This is a genomic window from Shewanella colwelliana, from assembly GCF_001735525.1.
Taxonomy (GTDB): Bacteria; Pseudomonadota; Gammaproteobacteria; order Enterobacterales; family Shewanellaceae; genus Shewanella; species Shewanella colwelliana.
In genome coordinates, this window is sequence record NZ_MCBT01000048.1 from 501,117 (window position 1) to 524,460 (window position 23,344).

General features: G+C 44.4%; 20 protein-coding genes. 9 read left to right on the forward strand and 11 right to left on the reverse strand.

Annotated elements, in window-relative coordinates:
- Positions 1-179 precede the first annotated feature (179 nt).
- Complete coding sequence (gene adhE, locus BEL05_RS20110; RefSeq protein ID WP_028761914.1) at positions 180-2,798, reverse strand: bifunctional acetaldehyde-CoA/alcohol dehydrogenase; 2,619 nt, start codon at positions 2,796-2,798, stop codon at positions 180-182.
- Between the two features lie 433 nt (positions 2,799-3,231).
- On the opposite strand from adhE, the gene BEL05_RS20115 reads away from it, so the two are divergent.
- A complete protein-coding gene (locus BEL05_RS20115; RefSeq protein WP_028761913.1) occupies positions 3,232-3,864 on the forward strand; it encodes a YchE family NAAT transporter in 633 nt (210 codons plus the stop codon).
- 170 nt (positions 3,865-4,034) lie between these two features.
- Here BEL05_RS20115 and BEL05_RS20120 read toward each other — a convergent pair whose 3' ends face one another.
- The 9 genes from BEL05_RS20120 to BEL05_RS20160 form a co-directional block, all read right to left on the reverse strand.
- Entirely contained in the window at positions 4,035-5,360 is a 1,326-nt protein-coding gene (locus tag BEL05_RS20120; RefSeq protein WP_028761912.1) for an anti-phage deoxyguanosine triphosphatase, read from the reverse strand.
- 21 nt (positions 5,361-5,381) lie between these two features.
- Positions 5,382-5,969: a 5'-deoxynucleotidase gene (gene yfbR, locus BEL05_RS20125; protein ID WP_028761911.1), complete on the reverse strand. Its 588-nt coding sequence runs from the start codon at positions 5,967-5,969 to the stop codon at positions 5,382-5,384.
- A 126-nt stretch (positions 5,970-6,095) separates the two neighbouring features.
- On the reverse strand, positions 6,096-7,310 hold the full coding sequence (locus BEL05_RS20130; protein WP_069672199.1) for a pyridoxal phosphate-dependent aminotransferase: 1,215 nt from the start codon (positions 7,308-7,310) through the stop codon (positions 6,096-6,098).
- Positions 7,311-7,580: 270 nt separating this feature from the next.
- Positions 7,581-8,141, reverse strand: a complete 561-nt coding sequence (efp, locus tag BEL05_RS20135; RefSeq protein ID WP_028761909.1) for an elongation factor P — start codon at positions 8,139-8,141, stop codon at positions 7,581-7,583.
- 45 nt (positions 8,142-8,186) lie between these two features.
- On the reverse strand, positions 8,187-9,365 hold the full coding sequence (gene earP, locus BEL05_RS20140) for an elongation factor P maturation arginine rhamnosyltransferase EarP (protein ID WP_069672200.1): 1,179 nt from the start codon (positions 9,363-9,365) through the stop codon (positions 8,187-8,189).
- A 75-nt stretch (positions 9,366-9,440) separates the two neighbouring features.
- A complete protein-coding gene (fldA, locus tag BEL05_RS20145) occupies positions 9,441-9,968 on the reverse strand; it encodes a flavodoxin FldA (RefSeq protein WP_028761907.1) in 528 nt (175 codons plus the stop codon).
- Positions 9,969-10,018: 50 nt separating this feature from the next.
- Positions 10,019-10,291: a LexA regulated protein gene (gene ybfE / locus BEL05_RS20150; protein ID WP_028761906.1), complete on the reverse strand. Its 273-nt coding sequence runs from the start codon at positions 10,289-10,291 to the stop codon at positions 10,019-10,021.
- Positions 10,292-10,302: 11 nt separating this feature from the next.
- A complete protein-coding gene (locus tag BEL05_RS20155) occupies positions 10,303-10,524 on the reverse strand; it encodes a DUF2788 domain-containing protein (RefSeq protein ID WP_028761905.1) in 222 nt (73 codons plus the stop codon).
- Positions 10,525-10,593: 69 nt separating this feature from the next.
- Positions 10,594-11,385: an alpha/beta fold hydrolase gene (locus BEL05_RS20160; RefSeq protein WP_028761904.1), complete on the reverse strand. Its 792-nt coding sequence runs from the start codon at positions 11,383-11,385 to the stop codon at positions 10,594-10,596.
- 263 nt (positions 11,386-11,648) lie between these two features.
- On the opposite strand from BEL05_RS20160, the gene seqA reads away from it, so the two are divergent.
- Positions 11,649-12,197 carry a replication initiation negative regulator SeqA gene (seqA, locus tag BEL05_RS20165; RefSeq protein ID WP_069672201.1) on the forward strand — a complete coding sequence of 183 codons (549 nt, stop codon included), beginning with the start codon at positions 11,649-11,651 and terminating at the stop codon, positions 12,195-12,197.
- A gap of 45 nt (positions 12,198-12,242) precedes the next feature.
- The gene (pgm, locus tag BEL05_RS20170; protein WP_069672202.1) at positions 12,243-13,901 is read left to right on the forward strand and encodes a phosphoglucomutase (alpha-D-glucose-1,6-bisphosphate-dependent); all 1,659 of its coding nucleotides are present in this window, start codon (positions 12,243-12,245) and stop codon (positions 13,899-13,901) included.
- A 78-nt stretch (positions 13,902-13,979) separates the two neighbouring features.
- Here pgm and msrA read toward each other — a convergent pair whose 3' ends face one another.
- Positions 13,980-14,459 (reverse strand): peptide-methionine (S)-S-oxide reductase MsrA, encoded by a 480-nt coding sequence (gene msrA / locus BEL05_RS20175; protein ID WP_028761901.1) that lies wholly within the window; start codon positions 14,457-14,459, stop codon positions 13,980-13,982.
- A 283-nt stretch (positions 14,460-14,742) separates the two neighbouring features.
- On the opposite strand from msrA, the gene astE reads away from it, so the two are divergent.
- From astE to BEL05_RS20205, 6 genes are all read left to right on the forward strand, one after another.
- Positions 14,743-15,786 (forward strand): succinylglutamate desuccinylase, encoded by a 1,044-nt coding sequence (astE, locus tag BEL05_RS20180; protein WP_069672203.1) that lies wholly within the window; start codon positions 14,743-14,745, stop codon positions 15,784-15,786.
- Between the two features lie 197 nt (positions 15,787-15,983).
- A complete protein-coding gene (locus BEL05_RS20185; protein ID WP_069672204.1) occupies positions 15,984-17,162 on the forward strand; it encodes a thiamine pyrophosphate-dependent dehydrogenase E1 component subunit alpha in 1,179 nt (392 codons plus the stop codon).
- 3 nt (positions 17,163-17,165) lie between these two features.
- Positions 17,166-18,143 (forward strand): alpha-ketoacid dehydrogenase subunit beta, encoded by a 978-nt coding sequence (locus BEL05_RS20190; protein ID WP_069672205.1) that lies wholly within the window; start codon positions 17,166-17,168, stop codon positions 18,141-18,143.
- A 12-nt stretch (positions 18,144-18,155) separates the two neighbouring features.
- On the forward strand, positions 18,156-19,703 hold the full coding sequence (locus BEL05_RS20195; RefSeq protein ID WP_069672206.1) for a dihydrolipoyllysine-residue acetyltransferase: 1,548 nt from the start codon (positions 18,156-18,158) through the stop codon (positions 19,701-19,703).
- Positions 19,704-19,814: 111 nt separating this feature from the next.
- Positions 19,815-20,882, forward strand: a complete 1,068-nt coding sequence (gene nadA, locus BEL05_RS20200; RefSeq protein ID WP_028761896.1) for a quinolinate synthase NadA — start codon at positions 19,815-19,817, stop codon at positions 20,880-20,882.
- A 424-nt stretch (positions 20,883-21,306) separates the two neighbouring features.
- A complete protein-coding gene (locus tag BEL05_RS20205; RefSeq protein ID WP_139151932.1) occupies positions 21,307-23,298 on the forward strand; it encodes a methyl-accepting chemotaxis protein in 1,992 nt (663 codons plus the stop codon).
- The last annotated feature ends 46 nt before the right edge of the window (positions 23,299-23,344 follow it).

Sequence of the window (23,344 nt, forward strand, 5' to 3'; positions counted from 1 at the left end):
TAACGGTGAGTTCTTATAACGGATCTTAGTCTATTCAACCATTCAATAATTTTTGTCGTGTAGATAGTAAATAGCAATCGTAGTATTAAGCGAAAAATACAAAAAAAGGTGCCACAAAGGCACCTTTTGTTATCTGTCACACTCTAGCAGTTATCAGCTAGCGTGGTTTAATCAAAAGACTATACGTTGTCCGAGTAGTTCTTGCCGTAGTAACTGGCAAGGAGTACGGCCTTGAGCTCCGCGATCAGTGGGTAACGTGGATTAGCACCAGTACATTGATCATCGAACGCATCTTCTGCTAACTCGTCGAGTTTGGCGAGGAAATCGGCTTCGTTGACGCCGGCTTCTTGGATCGAAGCCGGAATGCCAATCGTCTTCTTGAGTTGATCGATTTTTTCGAGCAATGCTTCAACTTTTTCTTCATCACTAATGCCTTCGCCTGTAGCGCCTTCAAGTTTCAAATATTCTGCGATTTTTGCATATCGACATAGCGCTTTTGGACGATCATATTGGCTAAATGCCGCTTGTTTAGTTGGCATATCCGTGGCGTTAAAACGGATCACATTACTGATAAGTAGTGCGTTGGCTAAGCCATGAGCCAAGTGGAATTCAGCCCCCAACTTATGGGCCATTGAGTGACAAATTCCCAAGAAGGCATTAGCAAAAGCAATACCTGCTATGGTTGCACCATTGTGGACTTTTTCTCTTGCTACTGGCGCTTTAGCACCTAGCTCATAAGCATCGGGGAGATGTTTAAATAGTAGGTCTAACGCTTGCAGTGCTTGACCATCTGAGTATTCATTAGCCATAACACTGACGTAAGCTTCTAATGCGTGAGTGACCGCATCAATTCCACCAAAGGCAGTCAGTGATTTTGGCATATCCATCACTAGGTTAGGGTCGACAATGGCCATGTTAGGAGTAAGCTCATAATCGGCAATAGGGTACTTCATGCCAGTTTTTTCGTCGGTGACCACTGCGAAAGGGGTCACTTCAGAGCCAGTACCTGATGTGGTTGGGATGGCAACCATGGTGGCTTTTTTACCTAGTTTTGGAAACTTATAGATACGTTTACGGATATCCATAAAGCGTAGTGCTAAGTCAGCAAAATCTACATCTGGGTGTTCATACATGACCCAGATAATTTTAGCTGCATCCATTGGCGAACCACCACCTAGTGCGATAATGACATCTGGTTGGAAACTTTGTGCCATCTTCGCGCCTTGGTTAACAATGGCCAAGGTTGGATCGGCTTCTACATCATAAAAAACATCCGTCTCTAGGCCTTGGGCCTTTAGGATCTTGATGGTTTCATCACAGTAGCCATTATTGAACAGATATTTATCGGTGACGATTAAGGCTCGGCGTTTATCGCTAAGCTCCTCAAGCGCAATTGGCAAACTGCCACGGCGGAAATAGATAGAGGAGGGAAGTTTATGCCACAACATATTTTCAGCCCTTTTAGCGACAGTCTTTTTGTTTATCAGGTGGCTTGGGCCAACGTTTTCTGAAATAGAGTTTCCTCCCCAAGAGCCACAACCTAAGGTAAGTGATGGAGCCAGCTTAAAGTTATAAAGATCGCCAATACCACCTTGAGACGCAGGCGTATTAATTAAAATACGTGCCGTTTTCATTCTAAACCCAAAGGTTTTTACTCGTTCCACTTGGGTATCTTGATCGGTATACAGCCCAGAGGTATGGCCGATACCACCAAGAGTCACGAGTGCTTCAGCCTTATCAAGCGCCTGCTCAAAATTGGTGGCGCGATACATGGCTAGTAAGGGAGACAGCTTCTCATGGGCGAAGGCTTCCGCCTCATTAATTGCAGTGGCTTCGCCTATCAATACTTTCGTTGATGCTGGTACTTTAATATTGGCCATCGCAGCAATGGTAGCGGCGCTTTGCCCAACGATGTCAGCATTAAGTCCACCATTTTTAAGGATCACCTTCTGCATCGCTTTGGTTTCTTTGGCCGACAGAATATAACCACCGTGGCTAGCAAAACGCTCTTTAACAGCGTCATAGATCTCATCGACCACGACTACAGCTTGCTCTGATGCACACACGACTCCGTTATCGAAAGTCTTAGACATTAATATTGAACTGACTGCGCGTTTAATATCAGCCGTTTCATCGATAACAATCGGTGTGTTACCAGCACCGACACCGATTGCTGGCTTACCAGACGAGTAGGCTGCTTTAACCATACCTGGTCCACCGGTTGCCAAGATTAAATTAATTTTTTCGTGGGTCATAAGTTGGTTCGAGAGTGCAACGCTTGGCTCATCAATCCAACCTATAATATCTTTAGGTGCACCAGCCGCGATGGCAGCATCTAGCACGAGTTTGGCAGCCGTTGTTGTTGATGCTTTGGCACGAGGATGGGGAGAAAAGATAATACCATTACGAGTTTTTAGGCTGATAAGTGCTTTAAAGATGGCAGTAGATGTTGGGTTAGTCGTTGGTACAATGCCGCAAATAAGCCCAACAGGCTCTGCAATGGTGATAGTGCCAAAAGTGGGGTCTTCGGCAAGGATGCCGCAAGTTTTTTCATCTTTATACTTGTTATAAATGTACTCAGATGCGAAGTGGTTTTTGATCACCTTATCTTCGATTACGCCCATAGAGGTCTCGGTTGCCGCCATTTTGGCCAAAGAAATTCTGGCATCTGCTGCGGCAAGGGCTGCGGCGCGGAATATCACATCAACTTGCTCTTGGCTGAAGTTGGCATATTGCGCTTGAGCTTTTGCTACCCGCTCGACCAGTTGGTCGAGTTCCTTTTCGTTTGTAACTGTCATGATTTAGGTCCTTAAAAAAATTTAGCAAAAAACAGTTTTGGCTAAATTCTCTCTATGAAGGAAAATTACACTCAAAACTACTGACTAACCGTGATCATACCCGCATATTTGACTGTAAATGTAATTAAATAACGATGTTAACGACTTGTTTGGTTATTGATTACTCATTTTAGTGGTTAAAAGTGATGTGTTGAACAATTTTTAAACCATTTTTACTCTTACTCGTTTAAGGTGAGACTGGCATAAGCGATAACTCAGCTCAATTAGCGGACCTCGTGTGTTCAATATTTACTCATGACAATAGAATATTTAAGTCAAAGTTGTGAAATATGATAGAAAATCTCATTTTTCGAAATCTGGTTGATAATGTACAGTAGCCTTCTTTAAAAACTGCACTTTTAAACAGAGTTAAAAGTCACTTGAGGATATGACATTGGATTTAACACTTTATGTTAAATTTTTTCTTGGATTGGTCGCCATCATTAACCCTATAGGCCTGCTGCCTGTGTTTGTGAGTTTAACCAGCCATCAAACGGAACTAGAACGCAACCAGACAGGTAAGGTAGCAAACTTCGCCGTGGTGGTGATCTTGTTGGTTACCATCGTCGCGGGAGAGCATATCCTCAATATGTTCAGTATTTCTTTGTCAGCGTTTAGGATTGCCGGCGGCTCACTTATTGCCATCATCGCGATGTCGATGCTTCAAGGTAAGCTTGGTGAAGTCAAACGAAACCAAGAGGAAGACCGTGAGGCATCTGGGATGGAGTCGGTAGCGGTTGTGCCACTAGCGCTGCCATTAATGGCTGGGCCTGGAGCGATCAGTTCGGTTATTGTCTCAGCGGCGCAACATGACACTTTAGTCAATCACATCGGTATGGCTATTACGGTTATTATTTTTGGCTTGACCAGCTTTGCGCTCTTTAGAATGGCCCCTGTGATTTTTAAAGTGTTGGGGAAAACAGGTATTAACGTTATTACTCGTTTGATGGGATTGTTGATGTTGTCAATTGGTATTGAGGTTATCGCTGCTGGCTTTAAAGGACTATTTCCAACCTTAATTGGCTAGGCTTGTTGTTCTTTGGAGCGGGACGCTATTCAACATGGCGTTGTCGGTTTATCGATAATGAGGCGTGACCTAGATAGCCAATCAGCAGTGGCAAAAGTGAGGGTAAAAGATAAGCGCTATAGATAACCGATTGAGAAAAACGCGCATGATGCGCGTTTTTTATTTGGACATTATTGTAAGTCGATAAGCGAACCCGCTTTGGCACTGAATAGATGTTGATGTAAGCGTGCAGCAAACTCATCCGTCATGCCGGATATATAATCAGCGATGACTCGATGGCTGTTTTGACCCTCGTTAACAGCAATTTGCCAGCGTTCTTGAGTATTTAGGGGCAGCAGACGTTGGGGATCTGAGGCAAAGGCTTCAAATAACTCCATCACGATTTGCTGGCCCTTGTATTCCAACATCTGGATCTCTGGTTTACGAATAACATGGGTATAGACAAACTGCTTTAATATATCGAGCGCTTTATGGAATGGGGGTTCCAATACTGCATTAAACCTCAGTAGTGGCTCGGTAAAATGGCTGTTTTCATCGATCATTATCGCGGTGACAAAACCATTAACTAAAGTGCCAATCGCATCTTTACGTTGATGATGTTCAAGCGCAAAGAGTTTGTCACCTATGGTCGAGAACTCTTGACGTATCCAGGCGTCTTCGCTGTTAATTAAGGCTTGTTCTACATCTTTTTTCCACATTGCTTGGGTTACGATCCCCATCACTATCGCGTCTTCAAGGTCATGGATAGCGTAGGCGGTATCGTCGGCTAGCTCCATAATTGAGCAGTCAAAGGATTTATATAGCGTGCGTTTGTGTTCGTTATCGCCCAAAGTTTTGGTTGCCAGGAAAAGCGCTTTATCTTCGGGGCAGAGCGGATTGAGTACCCACTCTAAAATTGCCTTATCTTCATCGAATATCCCTTTAACGGGACGCCACTGAGATGGTTTTAATTGGCGATAACTCACCACTTCAGGTTTAGGGTGAGATTGATACAGTTGTGCGTGACAAGCTGGGTACTTTAATATTCCCAGTAGGGTTCGTCGGCATAGATTCATACCAAAATGTTCGGTGTAGGGTTCCAGCGCGGTGAGAATACGAAACGTCTGGCCATTGCCTTCAAAGCCCCCGTCATTGCGCATCATGTAATTAAGTGCCACTTCACCGCCATGACCGAAAGGAGGATGGCCAATATCGTGAGCTAAGCAGAGCGACTCTATCAAACTCATAGAATCCAAAAGATAGTTGAGCGCAGGGTACTTCTGTTTAAGCTGAGCACAAATCCCTGTTCCAATTTGCGATACTTCAAGTGAATGGGTGAGCCGAGTTCGATAGAAATCATTCATGCCAACACCCAATACCTGAGTTTTAGCTTGCAGTCGTCTAAATGCCGCTGAGTGCAAAATGCGAGCTCTGTCTCGTTGGTACGGGCTACGATGATCGTTACGACGTTGTTTGTGTTCGCCTAAACGTCGATCGTGCCAAACGGCTGAGGTCATAACGTGTCTCCATTGCCTGGTTTACAATAAACGATTGATATCGTCGAGGTTAAGCTCAAAACTTGGAATAAAAGTATCTATAAAATATTTCACAGCAGGATCAGGATTTTGCGATAATGCTTGGGCTAATCGTTTTTTTGCGGTGTTGAACTCATGATTGCCTGCACCTTGTTCTTCTAAACATTTTAAGTAGGCACAAAGCGTGTCTGCTGACTTAACTATTTGTTTATATGTAGCTTCCGTGTTGTCGCTGGTAAGCAGTGAACGATAATCATCTTTGAATTCATCGGGTACCATTTCCAATAGTCGATGTTCGGCGATGGCTTCAATTTTTTTGTATTCAGCTTCTATTTCTTTGTTAAAATACTTCACTGGTGTGGGTAAATCACCGGTCAAAATTTCGCTGGCATCGTGAAAGATCGCGATGGTTGCGGCACGTTCTGCACTGAGTTGTGTGGAAAATTTCTTATTACTAATCACCACCAGTGCATGGGCAACCATGGCCACCTGAAGTGAGTGTTCCTGAACGTTCTCGGGTCTAACGTTATACATGAGCGGCCAACGTTGGATAAGTTTCATTCTGGCCAAATGCGCAAATAGGTGACTCATATCGACTACTAATAATTGTGATAGTTGGCAATACCTTAACACAGGCTACTAGCAGATAAATAGCCGCTTAGTCATAAAAAAAGGCACTCCAGCTGAGTGCCTTTTTTATGACGAGAACATGTTGAGCTATTGACAATAAGTGTCTAAAAACTCACCAAAATCACCGAGTGCTTTCTCTAAGTCCTCCTTGTGAGGCAAGAATACGACGCGCAAATGATCGGGTTCTGGCCAATTAAATGCAGAACCTTGAACTAACAGAATTTTCTTCTCTTTGAGCAAATCCAGCACTAAACGCTCATCATCCCTGAGGTTAAATTTCTTAGCATCCAATTTGGGAAAGGCATAAAGTGCACCTTTGGGCTTTTTAACGCTAACACCAGGAATTTGGTTAAGTAACTCGTAACAAGTATCACGCTGAATCGTCAAACGCCCATCAGGCGCAACCAGTTCGTTAATGCTTTGGTATCCACCCAGGGCTGTTTGAATGGCATGTTGATTGGGTACATTGGAGCACAGTCGCATAGAGGCCAGCATATCTAAGCCTTCAATATAGCTTTTGGCTGCTTTGAGGTTGCCCGATAGCATCATCCAACCAACGCGAAAACCGGCCGCACGATAGGATTTAGATAGGCCGTTAAAGGTGACGGTTAAGATATCATCTGAGAGAGTAGACGCTGGGATGTGCACTGCACCATCGTAAAGGATCTTGTCGTAGATCTCGTCGGCAAACAAAATGATGTCATGTTGGCGACACAACTCAATCACTTCCAATAGCAATTCTTTTGAGTAAACTGCGCCTGTAGGGTTATTTGGATTGATCAGCACAATACCGCGGGTACGGTGGGTTATTTTTGACTTGATATCATCAAGATCTGGAAACCAATCTGATTCTTCGTCACAGCGATAATGTTGTGCTTTTCCGCCAGATAGATGTACCGCAGCGGTCCACAATGGGTAATCAGGTGAGGGCACCAGCACCTCATCATCGCTATTAAGCAAGCCTTGCATCGCCATAACGATCAGTTCTGACACACCGTTGCCGATATAGATATCTTCGATATCAACGCCAAATAGGCCTTGTGACTGGTAATGTTGCACAATCGCCTTACGGGCGGAGAACAAACCTTTAGATTCGCTATACCCTTGAGCGCTCGGCAGATTCAAAATAACGTCTCGGACGATCTCTTCAGGCGCCTCAAAGCCAAATGGTGCAGGATTACCGATATTGAGCTTCAATATTCGGTGTCCCTCATCTTCAAGTCGACGAGCCTCTTTATGAACGGGGCCTCTGATATCGTAGCAAACCGTATCGAGCTTATTGGACTTAATGATTGGGCGCATTTTTACCTCAAGTAATGCAAAAAAAGTGGCTATTGGCCATAAGTCTTCGAACAATAACGAAAAACACTGTTAGATGAAAGCGGTAAATCTAAAGTTTTAGCCTGAGATTTAGTTTAATATTCTGACGTAATGTATTTGTTAATGCAAAAATGGTGTTTAACGCTGCTTTTAGACGCGATTGCAGAGTGAATATGTCGTTAAGGCAGATAAAGAGGCAATAAAAAGCCAGCGTAGTCGCTGGCTTTAACAAGGCGTTAAACAGTAAAAAGTTTACGCGCGTTTTTTGAATTCGTTGGTACGAGTGTCGATTTCAATTAAATCGCCAGTCTTAACAAAATCTGCAACGCTTAAAGTAGCGCCACCAGCAATAGTTGCTGGCTTCATGACCTTACCAGAGGTATCGCCACGTGCTGAAGGCTCAGTGTAAGTCACTTCACGTACAATCGTGGTTGGCAATTCAACAGAGATAGCCTTACCTTCGTAGAAAGTTACTTGGCAAGTATCTTCCATTCCGTCAACGATATACGCTACTGCATCGCCAAGGTTTTCAGCTTCTACATCATACTGATTATATTCTGCGTCCATGAATACATACATAGGATCAGCATAATAAGAGTAAGTGCAATCAAGACGATCAAGAATGATATCGTCCATCTTGTCTTCACCTTTAAAGGTGGTCTCAGTAGTAGAATCTTGAAGTACGTTCTTCAACTTCATCTTTACGATAGCCGCGTTACGGCCAGAACGAGTTGTTTCGGTTTTCTGTACAACCCATGGGCTGCCATCTAACATGATCACGTTACCAGGACGGATTTCATGAGCAGTTTTCATTACACTATTTCCTATTTTAGGTTTTTTCTATTTCAACGCAGTATCTTAGCGATTTTTAACGAACTGAACTAGTCGTCTCGCTAGATCTGCATCAATTAATGCGTCAATTGGCCACTGTTTCGCATGTTGCTGTAGCGGCAAATCAACTAAATTGAGTCGTTCCCAGTGCGTTATCACACGCTTGGTGTCACCTTGGTTAAACGCTAAGTTTAACGCTTGCCATGTCGATGCGATTTCTGGCGACAGATTATTACAGTAAACCTGCATAAAGGCATCTAATTTTATTAGGTGATAGTCCTCTTCTTGAGGATAAATGTGCCAAATGAAGGGTTTTGCTGCCCATTGTGCCCTGAGAAAGGAATCTTCACCGCGGACAATGTTAAAATCACAGCTCCAAAGTAACCGATCGTATCCATCTTGATCTGTCATTGGTAAAATATGGATGGTTAACGCGCCGTATTGAATTGCTTGACCTGCTTGGACTGCCTCTAATTCAGCTCCCATAATAGACGCTAAACAGTTTAGGCTCCGGCCCTTAGGAATCAATGCGTGGATGTTTAAATCACTTTGGCTCCATTGTTGGCACAAGGATGTTAATGCTTGGGTTTCATAACTGAAGACACTGATAACTTTATCTGCGTCAGAAATCCCCTCTAACCCTAATTGTGCAAACAGCTGCTGACGATACTGAGGATCACTCTGCCATTGGTCGCGTTCGCTTGCTAAGGCGTGTTCACAGATTAGCCCCCCGGTTTTGTTGGTAAAACCCGGAAAATAAAAGTATTTCTTTAAGCCACTGTTTTGCAGAGAAGGTAGCCCATGGCAACCTTCAACCCAAGGCTCAGCACTCAGATACTCAAGATTTAACCACAAAGGGGGGATGAAAGTATCTTGTTGGCGGCAGTTCTCTATTTGGTCAAAGACTTCTTGGGGTAAATCGCAAGCAAAGGCTTCTATTAATACGGCTCCCGGTGTATAGCCAATACTCAGTGGTTGATCCCACTTAATAATGGTCACGCCGTTAAACATTTGTTGAGGCAAAGAGGGGTCAAGCGCTGGCAAAATATGGGAGAAACTGGCCAAGTCGTCGACCCAAAGATGGATCGCTAGTTGGTATTCTGCCGACAATTGTTTTGCAAGGCGCCATGTAACACCAATATCGCCATAGTTATCGACTACTGCGCAAAAGATATCCCAATGTTGAGCCTGAGTGTTTGTCGTCATGGTGATTGTTGTCGTCACGCCATCAAAAAAGCGGCTTTTCGCCGCTTTTATCGTTTATCTGTTTGCTTTGAAAGATTAATCTTCCAACTCAGCTAGACACATTTCTTCGTAAATTTGCTTAACCCAAGCATCAACACGCTCTTCAGTCAGCTCAGGTTGACGATCTTCATCGATACCTAGGCCAACAAAGTGTTTGTCATCGACTAAACCCTTTGAAGCTTCGAAGTCATAACCATCAGTTGGCCAGTGTCCGATAACGACTGCGCCACGTGCTTCAACTATTTCGTTAACCATGCCCATAGCGTCAAGGAAGTATTCAGCATAATCCTCTTGGTCACCGCAACCGAAGATAGCCACTAATTTGCCATCAAAATCGATCTGCTCTAAATCTGGGAAGAAGTCATCCCAATCGCATTGTGCTTCGCCATAATACCAAGTTGGGATACCAAACAGTAATAGATCGTATTCAGCGATCTGCTCTTTGGTGCTTTTGGCGATATCTTTAACGTCTACCATTTTTTTACCCAGTTTTTTCTGGATCATCTTGGCGACGGCTTCGGTGTTACCTGTATCACTGCCGAAAAAAAGACCTACAGTTGCCATTGTCTTTCCTTTATTTAGTTCACTGACTTGTTGTGTCATTTTGCTATAGGTTATTGATCAACCTGTGCTAGCAAAATTGACTCGATTAATTGGCTGCGGCTGATGTTACTGGCCAATGCCTTTTGATTCAAGGCGTCATATAAATCTTGTGACACCTTTAACTCTATTCGCTTTAATCCATTGGCTCTATCGCGCTGGATCTGATTGCGTTTGTTGACCTTTAGCTGTTGCTCTCTTGATAACGGATTGCTGCGAGGACGTCCTCGACGCGCTTCAGTAGCAAACAGGTCTATCGTTGTTCTGTCTGATGATTCTTTTGCCATTGAATAGTCATTTAACCAATGCCTGAGCCTTCCCAAGACATCTGTATTAACCCTTTAGCTATAAACCCGGCACAGCCGAGAAACAATACCAACCATACGATGTAACGACCAAATTTTGGCACTTGGCCTTGTTTGAGCACATCATGTATGGCCATACCAATAAAGAAAAATATCGCTGCAAAGAACAGATTAAGCCCTAAGGTTTCAATCTGTTCCATGTACTGAGATAACATAGCTTCGTTCCCTCAGGCCAAAAAAAGAGGCGCGAATATACCATATATCAAGCGTGCCTGCTATATCCTTTATGTGGTCAAATTCGATAAGTTTGAGTCATATTCAGCGATAAATTCACCGACGATACGGTTAAATACCGCGGGTTTTTGTGCATGCAGCCAATGACCCGTCGCGGCGATGGTTTTCGCTTGTACATTAGGGAATTGGTTTAGGTAAGATTGCCTGTGTGCCGCTAATACATAGTCGGAGTCGGCACCACGAATACACAGGGCAGGTCCCTTATATTGTTTATCGGTAATATCCCAACCAATTAACGCATCGTAATCCTGTTTTATGCCGTCAAGATTCATCTTCCAATGATAACCGGCAGAGGTTTTACTGAGGTTTTTCAATAAAAACTGTGCCGTCGCCTCATCGATGCCTGAGTTGATTAATTGTTTTAATGCATCCGCACGGCCAGTTATTTGCGTCAAATTGAGTTGATCCAATGCTGCAAATACGTTTTGGTGCCGCGGGGAATAACTGACGGGCGCTATGTCTGCTGCAATGAGGCTTTTAACGCGGTTTGGGTAACAAAGGGCCACTGCCATCGCGATTTTGCCACCCATTGAGTGGCCGACTATATGTGCTGCATCTATCGCCAATTCATCCATTAATTGGATAACGGCGTCAGCAATAGATTGGTAATTCATGTTACTGCAATGTGGGCTGAGTCCATGATTTGGCACATCCAATCTAATAATTGTATGGTCAATCAGGCTTGTGCCAAGCGCTTTCAAATTGTCTAAATTTCCAAAAAGACCATGAATAAGAATAACGGTACTTCCGTTACCTGTGATGGTGTGATTGAGCTTTGACATGGATGATTCGTCATTAAAAATTTGTTCAAATTGTGCCTGTAAACTTGAGCAAATAACAGTACTATGAAATCGATACGAAGAAGTTTGAGTAGTTTTTCATCAAACGCACGGCCTTTTTTTGATCGAATAGGGATCTAGGACACTTTTATGTCAATGCCTCTTTATTATGGGGGGATAGATGACATACACTTGCTAAGATCATTTTGCTGATCCACAAACAATAATAATGCGTTAACTTTCACTATTTAAGGAAGATTTTGGTCATGAAATATATTGAGGTTGATGAAGAATTGTATCGCCATATCGCAGGGAAAACCGAACGCATAGGGGAGAGTGCTTCTGAGATCCTGCGTCGACTGCTTGGCTTAGATGTGGAAGCAGTACCTGTTGCTACGCCTAAACAGATTAGTCAGCCTAGCATGGATAAAGTGGCGCCGAGTGAACAGGTCAACGATACCGCGCCTAGCGAATCATCAACCCCCTTGGCGATTGTTATCGACAGCGAACAACTTGCCGAACAAAAAGGGGCCGTAGGTCGATTTTTATTTTCATTAGAGACTATTTATAGCGCAGCGCCAAACCAGTTTGATCAAGTGTTGCAGATCCAAGGGCGCGATCGCCTCTATTTTGCTACCTCAAAAGAACAGCTACTTAAGGCAAGCAAATCTGCCAACCCTAAAGAGATTGGCAACAGTGGTTTTTGGGTCACGACTAATAATAATACCGCAAAGAAGCGTACTATCCTCAGTGAGGTGTTGGCTCAATTTAGTGTGCCAGAGAGTGATATCAAAACGATTATTGGTAACATTTAGGCCGTAGCATCGTAGGGTCTTTGTCATACTTTCTAGGAGTCCATTTTGGCGATACATGAGCGCGCCGGTCAGGCAGCGAAACAAACGGATTTGGTCAATATCCCCAAGTTAATGAGTCATTATTATCGACTAATGCCTGATGTGGGCGTTGAGGCGCAGCGGGTCACATTTGGCACCTCCGGCCATCGAGGTTGTGCATTTAACAAAAGTTTTAATGAGGCCCATATTCTTGCCATCGTGCAAGCAACTGTCGACTATCGTCGTGATGCTGGTATTACAGGCGCACTGTATCTCGGCATTGATACCCATGCGCTATCCCAAGCTGCCTATTTAACCGCTTTGGAAGTACTCACGGGCAATGGCGTTAATGTCCGCGTCGCGCAAGACGACGAGTTCACCCCGACGCCAGTGGTGTCGCACAGTATTATCGGCGCAAACCGTCAAAGTGGTCAGCCCTTGTGTGATGGGCTCATCCTCACGCCATCTCATAACCCGCCACAAGACGGTGGCATTAAATATAATCCGCCACACGGTGGGCCAGCAGAAGGGACTATCACCCATTGGATTGAGCAGCGTGCTAACCATTATTTAGGCCAACGTCTTGAAGGGGTAAAGCGTCTCAGTTATGACGTAGCGCTCAAGACATCACTGATTGAACCCGTGGATTTAATGAGTGCCTATGTTGACGAACTCGACAGTGTGATTGATATGGCGGCTATCGCCAAAGCGGGTGTGCGTATTGGCGTTGATCCACTAGGTGGTTCAGGTATTCATTATTGGGAAAAGATCGCCCAGCGCTATGGCGTTAATGTCGAATTGGTGAATGACCGTGTCGACCCGACCTTCGGCTTTATGACTTTAGATAAAGATGGCAAGATCCGCATGGACTGTTCATCGCCGTATGCAATGGCAGGACTGCTCGCCCATCAAGATAGGTTTGATCTCTGTGTTGGTAACGACCCTGATTATGATCGGCATGGTATTGTGTGTCCGTCAACGGGTTTAATGAATCCCAATCACTTCCTTGCCGTGGCGATTGAATATCTACTGACACATAGGCCTCAATGGGACAAGGGATTGTTAATTGGCAAAACCTTAGTATCTAGCACCATGATAGATAAAGTCTGTTGCGAACAGCTGCGTACCTTATGTGAGGTGCCAGTGGGCTTTAAATGGTTTGTGGATGGCTTAGCCACAGGCGAGTTTGGTTTTGGCGGAGAAGAGAGTGCTGGCGCTGCGTTTTTACGTCGTGATGGCCAAACCTGGTGTACCGATAAAGATGGCTTTATTTTAGCCCTGCTGGCAGCAGAAATACTTGCTGTGACCGGGCAGACACCTGCAGAGCGTTATCAGCAAATGGTCGAGCGCCATGGCGAAAGCTATTATCGTCGTATTGATAATCCGGTCACACAGAAACGAAAGCAGAAATTTAATCAACTCATCGCGAACACTGTTTCAACTGCGCAGCTTGGAAGCGATACTCTGGCAGGCGATTCAATTAAACAGGTGTTAACTCATGCGCCTGGAAATAAAGCGGCCATCGGTGGAATTAAAGTTATTACCGATCGTGCTTGGTTTGCGGCAAGACCATCGGGCACTGAAGCCTTGTTTAAGGTTTATGGTGAGAGTTTTGTCGACGAAGCGCATTTAGAATCTGTGCTGGGTGAAGCACAAACTATGATAGCGGCTATGCTGAGTGACTAGTGCTTAGGTATGCGCATTCGAAGAAACTAAAAAGCCAGTTTAGATTAAACTGGCTTTTTTAATGCTATTTGTTGTCCTCTAATAGGTAAGGTGACAACTTGGTAGTTCATTCTTTTCGAGATAATTTTGGTGATAGTCTTCGGCTTGGTGGAAGGTCAGCACAGGTACGATTTCAGTGACGATATGTCTGAGTCCCCATTTTCCGCTGCGTGTTAACGCCAACTTTGATGCTTCAGCTTGCGCTTTCTGTTCGCTATTGTGGAAAAATATGCAGCTTCGGTACTGGTTTCCAATATCGCCGCCCTGCATATTCAGCTGGGTGGGGTTATGGTTAGACCAAAATACGGCTAATAGCTCGTCGAAACTAACGGCTTGTTCGTCAAACTCTACTTGTACCACTTCAGCGTGGCCAGTCGCGCCCGCTTTGACCTCTTCGTACGTTGTCGTAGCGTCGTTGCCGCCCATATAGCCACAAGTTGCTGAGTCGACGCCTTCAATTTGCTTAAAAAAGTACTCAACACCCCAAAAACACCCTGCACCAAATGTTGCGATGGCCATAATTTACTCCACTTTCTGATCCACTATTTACAATTACTGCCAGCCTAAATAGATGTTTAAACGTTTAGATGGCTAGACGGCTTTATGTTGTGGTAATTTTTCATAAATTGCAACTGTTAAATTTCGCATTTATCCTTTTCCATTGAGTGGATAAATGGCTGATTAACACGTTAAGTGGTACTATTCAGGCAGAAAAAAATGTCGAAAATAAATTCAAGGAGTCATTTCTAGCTAAGGCACACCAGAATAAGTGTCAGAAATGATTTAAATTAAGGAGCTTTACTTGTTACAAGCACAGATTAAGAATCAAAACTTTTTACAGTTCACCCTTGATAATCCCAAAGCAATCTCTGAGCCATTCGCTTTTGAACTTGGCAAGCATACTCAGGTAGAGGTATGGGACACTGGTGTGATTGTTTTTACCCCAAAAGATTGTGACCAAATAGCGGCTAAAGATATTGTGTTGTCATCGGCGGTTCACGGTAATGAAACGGCACCGATAGAACTATGTAATACATTGATTAGTCAGCTTCTTAAGCAGACACTGATCGCTAAACATCGCATTATGTTTTTAATAGGCAATCCTCCTGCAATTCATAACGGCACCCGATTCATTGAAGAGAATTTAAATCGCTTATTCAGTGGTGCTCACTCAGAAGGAGAGGGATTAACTAATGGAGAACGGGTCAGGGCCAAGAAATTAGAGCAGTACGTAGATCGATTCTTTGCTGGAGGAAACGCCGACTCAGAGCGCTTACACTATGATCTGCATACAGCCATTAGGGGATCTAAGCATGAAAAATTTGCCATTTACCCCTTTAGACAAGGCAAAGCATATAGCGCAAAACAGATCATGTTCTTGGCTGCGTCAGGTATCGATACCGTGTTGTTTCATCACGAGCCAACGACTACATTCAGTTATTTTTCCTCTAACAATTACCAAGCTCACGCATTTACTATTGAACTGGGTAAAGTGATGCCAATGGGGCAAAATGATATGACGCGATTTATCGCGTTAAAAGAGATGCTAACGCGTTTAATGACCGCACAAGCGTTAGATTGTGATGAGTTTGATGCCTCTAAGGTTAATCTTTATCAAGTAAACCGTGCCATCAACAAGCAGACCGAGCACTTTGAGTTTACCTTTGCCAATAATGTTGAGAATTTTACCGCATTTCCAAAAGGATACATATTAGCCAAAGATGGCGATATGGACATTAAAGTGGAAGCCGCGACCGAATCTATCGTATTTCCAAATGCGAATGTCCCAGTAGGTCAGCGAACTGTGTTGTGCCTGATCCCAGCCGATCCAAGCAATATCGACTAGTACGGTCATGGCATTAAGCATCATGTAAAGCTAGATATACAACAAGTATCTAGCCTAGTTAGTCGCATTAGGTGTCTTTGGCTTGATAGGTAGTTTACGTTAACGTAAGTTTAAGGCCGCGTAGAAATAAATGAGTGGCGAGCGAGTGTCATCGTTCGTATCGGATAACAAGAATACTCAGCTGATAAGAGAATGGTATGAGCAACGCAAACAGCACGACAGAGACTGTCCACAGAGTCAGTTTTCTTGATAAGGATTCGCTTTCAATCCCTATTTTAAAGATCCTTCAAGCCGATGGTACTGCTTACGAGAGCGCAGTATTGCCCGTTATTGACCAAGCTTTGGCTGAAAAAATCCATGATACTTGCGTGTTCACGCGAGTCCTAGATGAAAGGATGCTTGGCGCGCAGCGTCAAGGACGCATCAGCTTCTATATGACCTGTACAGGTGAAGAAGCCTCAATTGTTGGCAGTGTTGCGGCACTCGATGATGGTGATGTTATTTTGGCCCAGTATCGCGAGCATGCAGCCATTCGCTATCGTGGCTTTACCACTGAACAGTTTATGAACCAGATGTTCAGCAATGAGAAAGATCTGGGTAAAGGCCGCCAGATGCCGATTCATTATGGTAGTCAGGCGTTAAATTATCAGACTATCTCATCACCACTGGCAACACAGATCCCACAAGCTACTGGTGTTGGCTACAGCTTAAAAATGCAAGGTAAGCGTAATGTCGCTATCTGTTATTTCGGTGAGGGCGCAGCCTCTGAAGGCGATTTTCATGCTGGCTTAAACATGGCTGCTGTACTGAAGTCACCCACTATCTTCTTCTGTCGTAACAACGGCTATGCGATTTCAACCCCAACCAGTGAGCAGTTCGTTGGTAATGGCATTGCGAGTCGTGGCGTTGGTTACGGAATGCATACTATACGTGTTGACGGCAATGATATGTTGGCCGTGCTGGCAGCAACGCAGCAAGCCAGAGCTTATGCCTTAGAACACAACGCACCGGTACTAATTGAAGCGATGACTTATCGTCTTGGCGCTCACTCTTCGTCAGATGACCCCTCTGGTTACCGGTCTAAAGAGGAAGAAGCTAAATGGCAACAGCACGATCCTGTTAAACGATTTAAGTTATGGATGATGAACAAAGGCTGGCTTGCTGAAGAAACCGATGTGGCTTTGTATGAAAAGTACCGCCAAGAGGTGCTTGCAGCGGTTAAAGTGGCTGAAAAACTACCAGTTCCTAGCCTTGATGGCATTATTGAGGATGTTTATGACGAACCCACCCCTCGTCTTAAGGCTCAGTTAACGTCATTAAAACAGCATATCAAGAAATATCCTGATTCTTATCCAAACAGTGCAGGGAGAGTGTAAGCCGTGGCACAGATTAATATGTTACAAGCGATCAATGATGCATTACGAATCGCAATGGAAACAGACGAAAAAGCCGTTCTGTTTGGTGAGGATGTTGGTCATTTTGGCGGAGTATTTCGCGCAACATCGGGTTTGCAGGACAAGTTTGGCCGAGATCGCTGTTTTAATACCCCGTTAACTGAGCAAGGTATCGCTGGATTTGCCAACGGCTTAGCCTCAAATGGTATGACGGCGATTGCTGAGATTCAGTTTGCAGACTATATCTTCCCTGCAATTGACCAAATTGTTAATGAGTCGGCCAAGTTTAGATACCGCAGCGGTAACGAATTTGATGTTGGGGGCATTACCTATCGTACCCCTTATGGTGGTGGTATTGCCGGTGGTCATTATCACTCTCAGTCGCCAGAAGCATACTTTACGCAAACTGCGGGTTTAAAAGTCGTTGTGCCGCGTAATGCCTATCAAGCTAAGGGACTTTTGCTCGCCTCGATTAAAGACAAAAACCCAGTGATTTTCTTCGAGCCTAAGCGCCTTTATCGTGCCAATGTTGGCGAAGTCCCTGATGAAGCCTATGAAATCGAGTTAGGTAAAGCAGAAGTGGTTAAAGAGGGTAAAGATATTACCCTACTAGCTTGGGGCGCGCAGATGGAGATTATTGAAGAAGCGGCTCAAATGGCGGCTAAGAAAGGGATCTCATGTGAAATTATTGACTTAAGAACCTTATCACCTTGGGATGTTGAAACCGTTGCCACCTCAGTAAAGAAAACAGGCCGTCTGCTCATTAACCATGAAGCACCGCTCACGGGTGGGTTTGCGGGGGAAATTGCCGCAACAATACAAGAAGAGTGTTTTCTTTATTTAGAGTCACCCATTAGCCGAGTGTGCGGACTAGACACGCCTTATCCATTAGTTCATGAAAAAGAATATATGCCTGATGCGCTCAAAACTTTTGAAGCGATTAAAGCATCAATGAAATTTTAGGGAGTTAAAGGCATGATTAAAGATTTTATTTTGCCCGATATTGGGGAAGGGGTCGTAGAGTGCGAGCTTGTTGAATGGCTCGTGAGCGAGGGTGATGTTGTCACCGAAGATCAGCCTATCGCTGACGTTATGACCGATAAAGCCTTAGTCCAGATCCCTGCTCCCCATGGCGGTGTGATCACTAAGCTGTATTACAAAAAAGGGGGAATTGCCAAAGTGCACGCCCCTCTTTACTCAGTTGAGCTTGATGGCGAAACCAGCAACGTAGTAAGCGAACCTGAAGTCGGAGTTGAAAGCGCGCCTGCAGCAGACGTTGTAACTCATGGCACCGCTATTGAAGAATTCTTGCTACCAGATATCGGCGAAGGCATTGTCGAATGTGAATTGGTTGAATGGCTCGTGGAAGAGGGCGATGTCGTCGTTGAAGATCAGCCCATTGCCGATGTAATGACTGATAAAGCCTTGGTGCAAATCCCTGCCATCAAGAGCGGTAAAGTTGTTAAGCTACATTATCGTAAAGGTCAGTTGGCCCGTGTCCACTCGCCGCTATTTGCCATTGAAGTGGAAAGCGAAAATGCCCCATTGGTAACTAAGCTGGTTGAACAGCAGCCGCTTGCTGATAGCGAGACTCAAGCAACAGCTGAGCCTGCGTCGCAGGGTAAAGCACTTGCCAGCCCTGCTGTGAGACGTTTAGCACGCAGTTACGATATTGACTTGGGAGCTGTCCCTGGCAGTGGCAAACACGGCCGCGTTTATAAAGAAGATGTTGAACGCTATCGCGGCGGTAACACTAACAAAGCCATTACTGAGGCAGAACCTGTTAAACCAGTCACCTCAACATTGAGTGTCTCAACAGGAGACCGAGTCGAACCCATTCGTGGCGTTAAGGCGGTGATGGCTAAGTTGATGATGGAATCAGTATCATCTATTCCACACTTTACCTATTGTGAAGAGTTAGATTTAACTGAATTAGTGGCACTGCGTGAAAGCATGAAACAGCGCTACTCAACTGATGAGTTAAAGCTAACCATGATGCCATTTTTCATGAAGGCAATGTCATTAGCATTGACTGAGTTCCCCGTGATAAACAGTCGTGTTAACGCTGATTGCAGCGAGCTAACCTATGTTGGTTCTCACAATATTGGCATGGCCGTTGACTCAAAAGTGGGATTGTTAGTGCCCAATGTTAAAGACGTGCAGCAAAAGTCGATTTTAGATGTGGCCAGTGAAATTACCCGTCTAACTAAAGATGCCCGCAGCGGTAGAGTCGCACCACAAGATTTGAAGGGGGGAAGCATCTCTATCTCGAATATTGGCGCACTAGGCGGTACCATCGCAACACCTATTATCAATAAGCCAGAGGTTGCCATTGTTGCGTTAGGCAAATTGCAAACCTTGCCCAGGTTTAATGAAAAAGGTGAAGTCGAGGCACGTAAGATCATGCAGATCAGTTGGTCTGGCGACCATCGTGTTATTGATGGTGGCACCATCGCGCGATTCTGTAATCTATGGAAGCACTATCTAGAGCAACCTCAAGAGATGTTGTTAGCGATGCGCTAAACAACGGATGTGATAAAAAGAGCGCTATGCGCTCTTTTTTGTTTCTATGGTTAATCTTTCTAATTAGATTAAGTATAATGCCGCTAATTAGTCCCACTCTTTGGTTTGAGCATGAGTCAGATAGCCCCAAGTATTGAAAATATCCAATATCCTTTTCCACCAAAGCCCGTGCCATTAAGCGATGCTGATAAGCAGGCGTATAAAGCACGAATTAAACAGCTGCTGGTTGAAAAAGAAGCAGTGTTGGTCGCCCACTATTATACCGACCCTGAAATTCAAGCTTTAGCCGAAGAGACTGGCGGCTGCGTGTCTGATTCGCTCGAGATGGCCCGTTTTGGCCGTGACCACCCAGCTAAAACCCTTATTGTCGCTGGTGTTAAATTTATGGGAGAAACCTCAAAAATTTTGAGCCCAGAAAAAACGGTATTGATGCCAACGCTAGAGGCTACTTGTTCATTAGACGTCGGTTGCCCAATTGAAAGCTTCTCGGCGTTTTGCGATGCTCACCCCGATCATACCGTGGTGGTTTATGCTAATACTTCAGCGGCTGTTAAAGCCCGTGCAGATTGGGTGGTGACATCGAGTATTGCACTTGAAATCGTTGAGCACTTAGACAGTGAAGGGAAAAAGATTATTTGGGGGCCAGATCGCCATTTAGGTAGCTATATTGCCAAAGAAACCGGCGCTGATATGCTGATGTGGCAAGGCGAGTGTATCGTCCATGATGAATTTAAAGCTAAAGCACTGCGAGAGCTCAAGCTGCTACACCCCAATGCCGCAGTGTTAGTTCACCCTGAATCGCCCGCTAGTGTGGTAGAGCTGGCCGATGCTGTGGGCTCTACCAGTCAGCTGATTAAAGCAGCGCAAACCATGGACAACGATATGTTTATTGTTGCCACCGACCGCGGCATTTTTTACAAGATGCAGCAAGCTGCGCCAAATAAAACGCTGATTGAAGCACCAACTGGTGGTAACGGTGCAACCTGTCGAAGTTGTGCACATTGTCCGTGGATGGCAATGAATGGACTCAAAGCCATTGAATCGGCATTAATCAACAATACCCCTTCTGATCATGAGATTTTTGTTGACGATTCGCTAAGAGAGAAAGCCTTAATACCGCTAGATCGTATGCTGAACTTTGCTAAAACGCTCAACATGAAAGTCAAAGGTAACGCTTAAACAGCTTGATTAATGTGGCATCGCCACGATGTAAACCTTATAAAAAATGCCTAATCGCTAACTGCGAATTAGGCATTTTTTTCGCCAGCATTTTTTCACTTGTTTGTCGCAAACAGCTAATAATTTAGTGTCGAAATAACCTGGTGTATAGGCTTAGCGTATTTTTCCTACGAGGGCATAATTGCCTGTTGAGCGAATACGGCTTTATTCCGATGAGTCTTATACTAGACTTAATACCAATTGCTAGGTATCGCACTTAGTGATAAAACCTTATAACTTAGTAAAACTCAATTATTTTCAGTTATTAACGAATTAACCACTGCGCTAAATGGTAGCTCAAGTTTCGCAGTTACATTGATTTAGGGTTTGATTAGCACACATTGTGGCCACGTACAGAAAACAGATATGTTAGGGACGACAAATGATTAATATGCAATGGATTAGCAATCTTAAAATTAAAAACAAGCTGCTATTGGTGATTGTTCCACCAATCGTTGGTGCGCTGATGTTCGGCTTATATGTTGTGTACAGCCAATACCTGTTAAGCGTTGGTTTAGCACAAGTGGAAGTGCTGTCTAAGCTTGCTGTCGTTAACGGCAATTTAGTACACGAGTTACAAAAAGAACGCGGTATGAGTGCTGGGTTCTTAGGTTCCAGTGGTAGAAATTTTGGCGATAAATTACCACAGCAACGACGCGCTACAGATACGCAGCATGATGCATATACTCAGTTTATTAAAAACAACCCATTGCCAGATGATTTTGCTAGTCAATTAGCCAAGGTCAATAATCAGTTGAGCCAATTGGCGACTATGCGAAGTCGTGTCGACTCATTGTCCATATCGGTCGCTGACGAAGTTGGCTATTACAGCCAGTTAAACGCAAGTTTGCTGTCTATCGTCGATAGCACAGCACAAGCTGGCGCGAATCAGGCTATTGCAATTCAAGCGGCGGCATTCAGTGCCTATTTACAGATGAAAGAGCGAGCAGGCATTGAGCGAGCCGTGCTGAGCTCTACCTTTGGTAATTCAAGTTTTAAACCCAACATGTTTTTAAAGTTTGCTAACTTAGTGTCAGAACAAAATACTTACCAAGAGCGTTTTATTGCGTTGTCACAACCTAATGTGCAAAACGATTACAAACAGCTTACGGCGGGCAGCGCGTTTTCTTCGGTTAACGCTTTAAGACTCGTTGCCTTCAAGCAAGACGCTACAGAGCTTAAGGCGCAAAGTGCAACTGAGTGGTTCGCCAAATCTACTGCTCGTATCGATAATATTCGCCAATTTGAGCAAAAGTTATCGACATCGTTGATTGAAAAAACGCAAATGGCTTATGATCAGGCCAACAGCTTGGTTTGGTTTATTATTGCTGTGATGGTGGGTTCCGGTTTGACGGTCATATGGTTGTCATTGGCTATTGGTCGATATTTGCACCGTTCTTTGCACCACCTTCATAATAAAGTTACGCAATCGCAAAAGCACTACGATTTAAGTGTCAGAGTCGATCTGTTAGGTGAAGATGAAATCGGTCAGCTAGGCATAGCGTTTAACCACATGATGGAAGATTTTGAAGTGGTTATTGGCCACGTACGCACTAATACTGAACGACTCGTTACAGCGTCCCAAGAGATGGAAGGCTACGCAAAAGAGATGCGAAACGACGTGGCGTTAGGCCATAGCGAGGTCGATCAGGTTGCTTCAGCAATGACAGAAATGAGCGCTACGGTGCAGGAGATTGCACAAAATGCGGTGCAGGCCTCAGAAGCTTCTGCTTTGGCCAATAAAGAAGCGAAAGAGGGCAGTATTGAGGTTGAGCGGACTGCTGAGTCGATAAATATTCTGGCAGTAGAAATTGAAGAGGCATCTCAAGCGATTCATCATCTAGATGAAGACATTAAAGGTATTGTTAATGTGCTAGGTGTCATTAGTGGTATCGCAGAGCAGACTAACTTATTAGCCTTGAATGCAGCCATTGAAGCGGCAAGAGCAGGAGAGATGGGGAGAGGCTTTGCGGTGGTTGCAGATGAAGTTAGAAGCCTTGCTCAACGTGCTCAAACGTCAACAGAAGACATACGTAGCATGACAGAGCGGCTCGAGCGCGGTGCACAACTAGCCGTGAAAGCCATGGCGACGGGTAAAACACGCGCAGAAAGCAGCGTAATGGAGTCTAAGAAAGCTGGTGAGGAGTTAGTTAGAATTGTCAGTGAAGTCAGTATTATTGATAGCATGAATGAGCAGATCGCTGCTGCCACCCATGAACAGTCAGCGGTGTCTGAAGAAGTACATCAAAACGCAATGAAAATCAGTGATATATATAGAAACACCCAAGAAGTATCTGACAAACTAAGCATGTTAAATGAAGCTCTGTTGACGGATGTAAATGCAATGTCTCAACTTGTCGCTAAGTTTAAGCAGTAGTGCAAGCATTAGGAATTTAGCGGTAATTGGTGATCAATTACGCAAA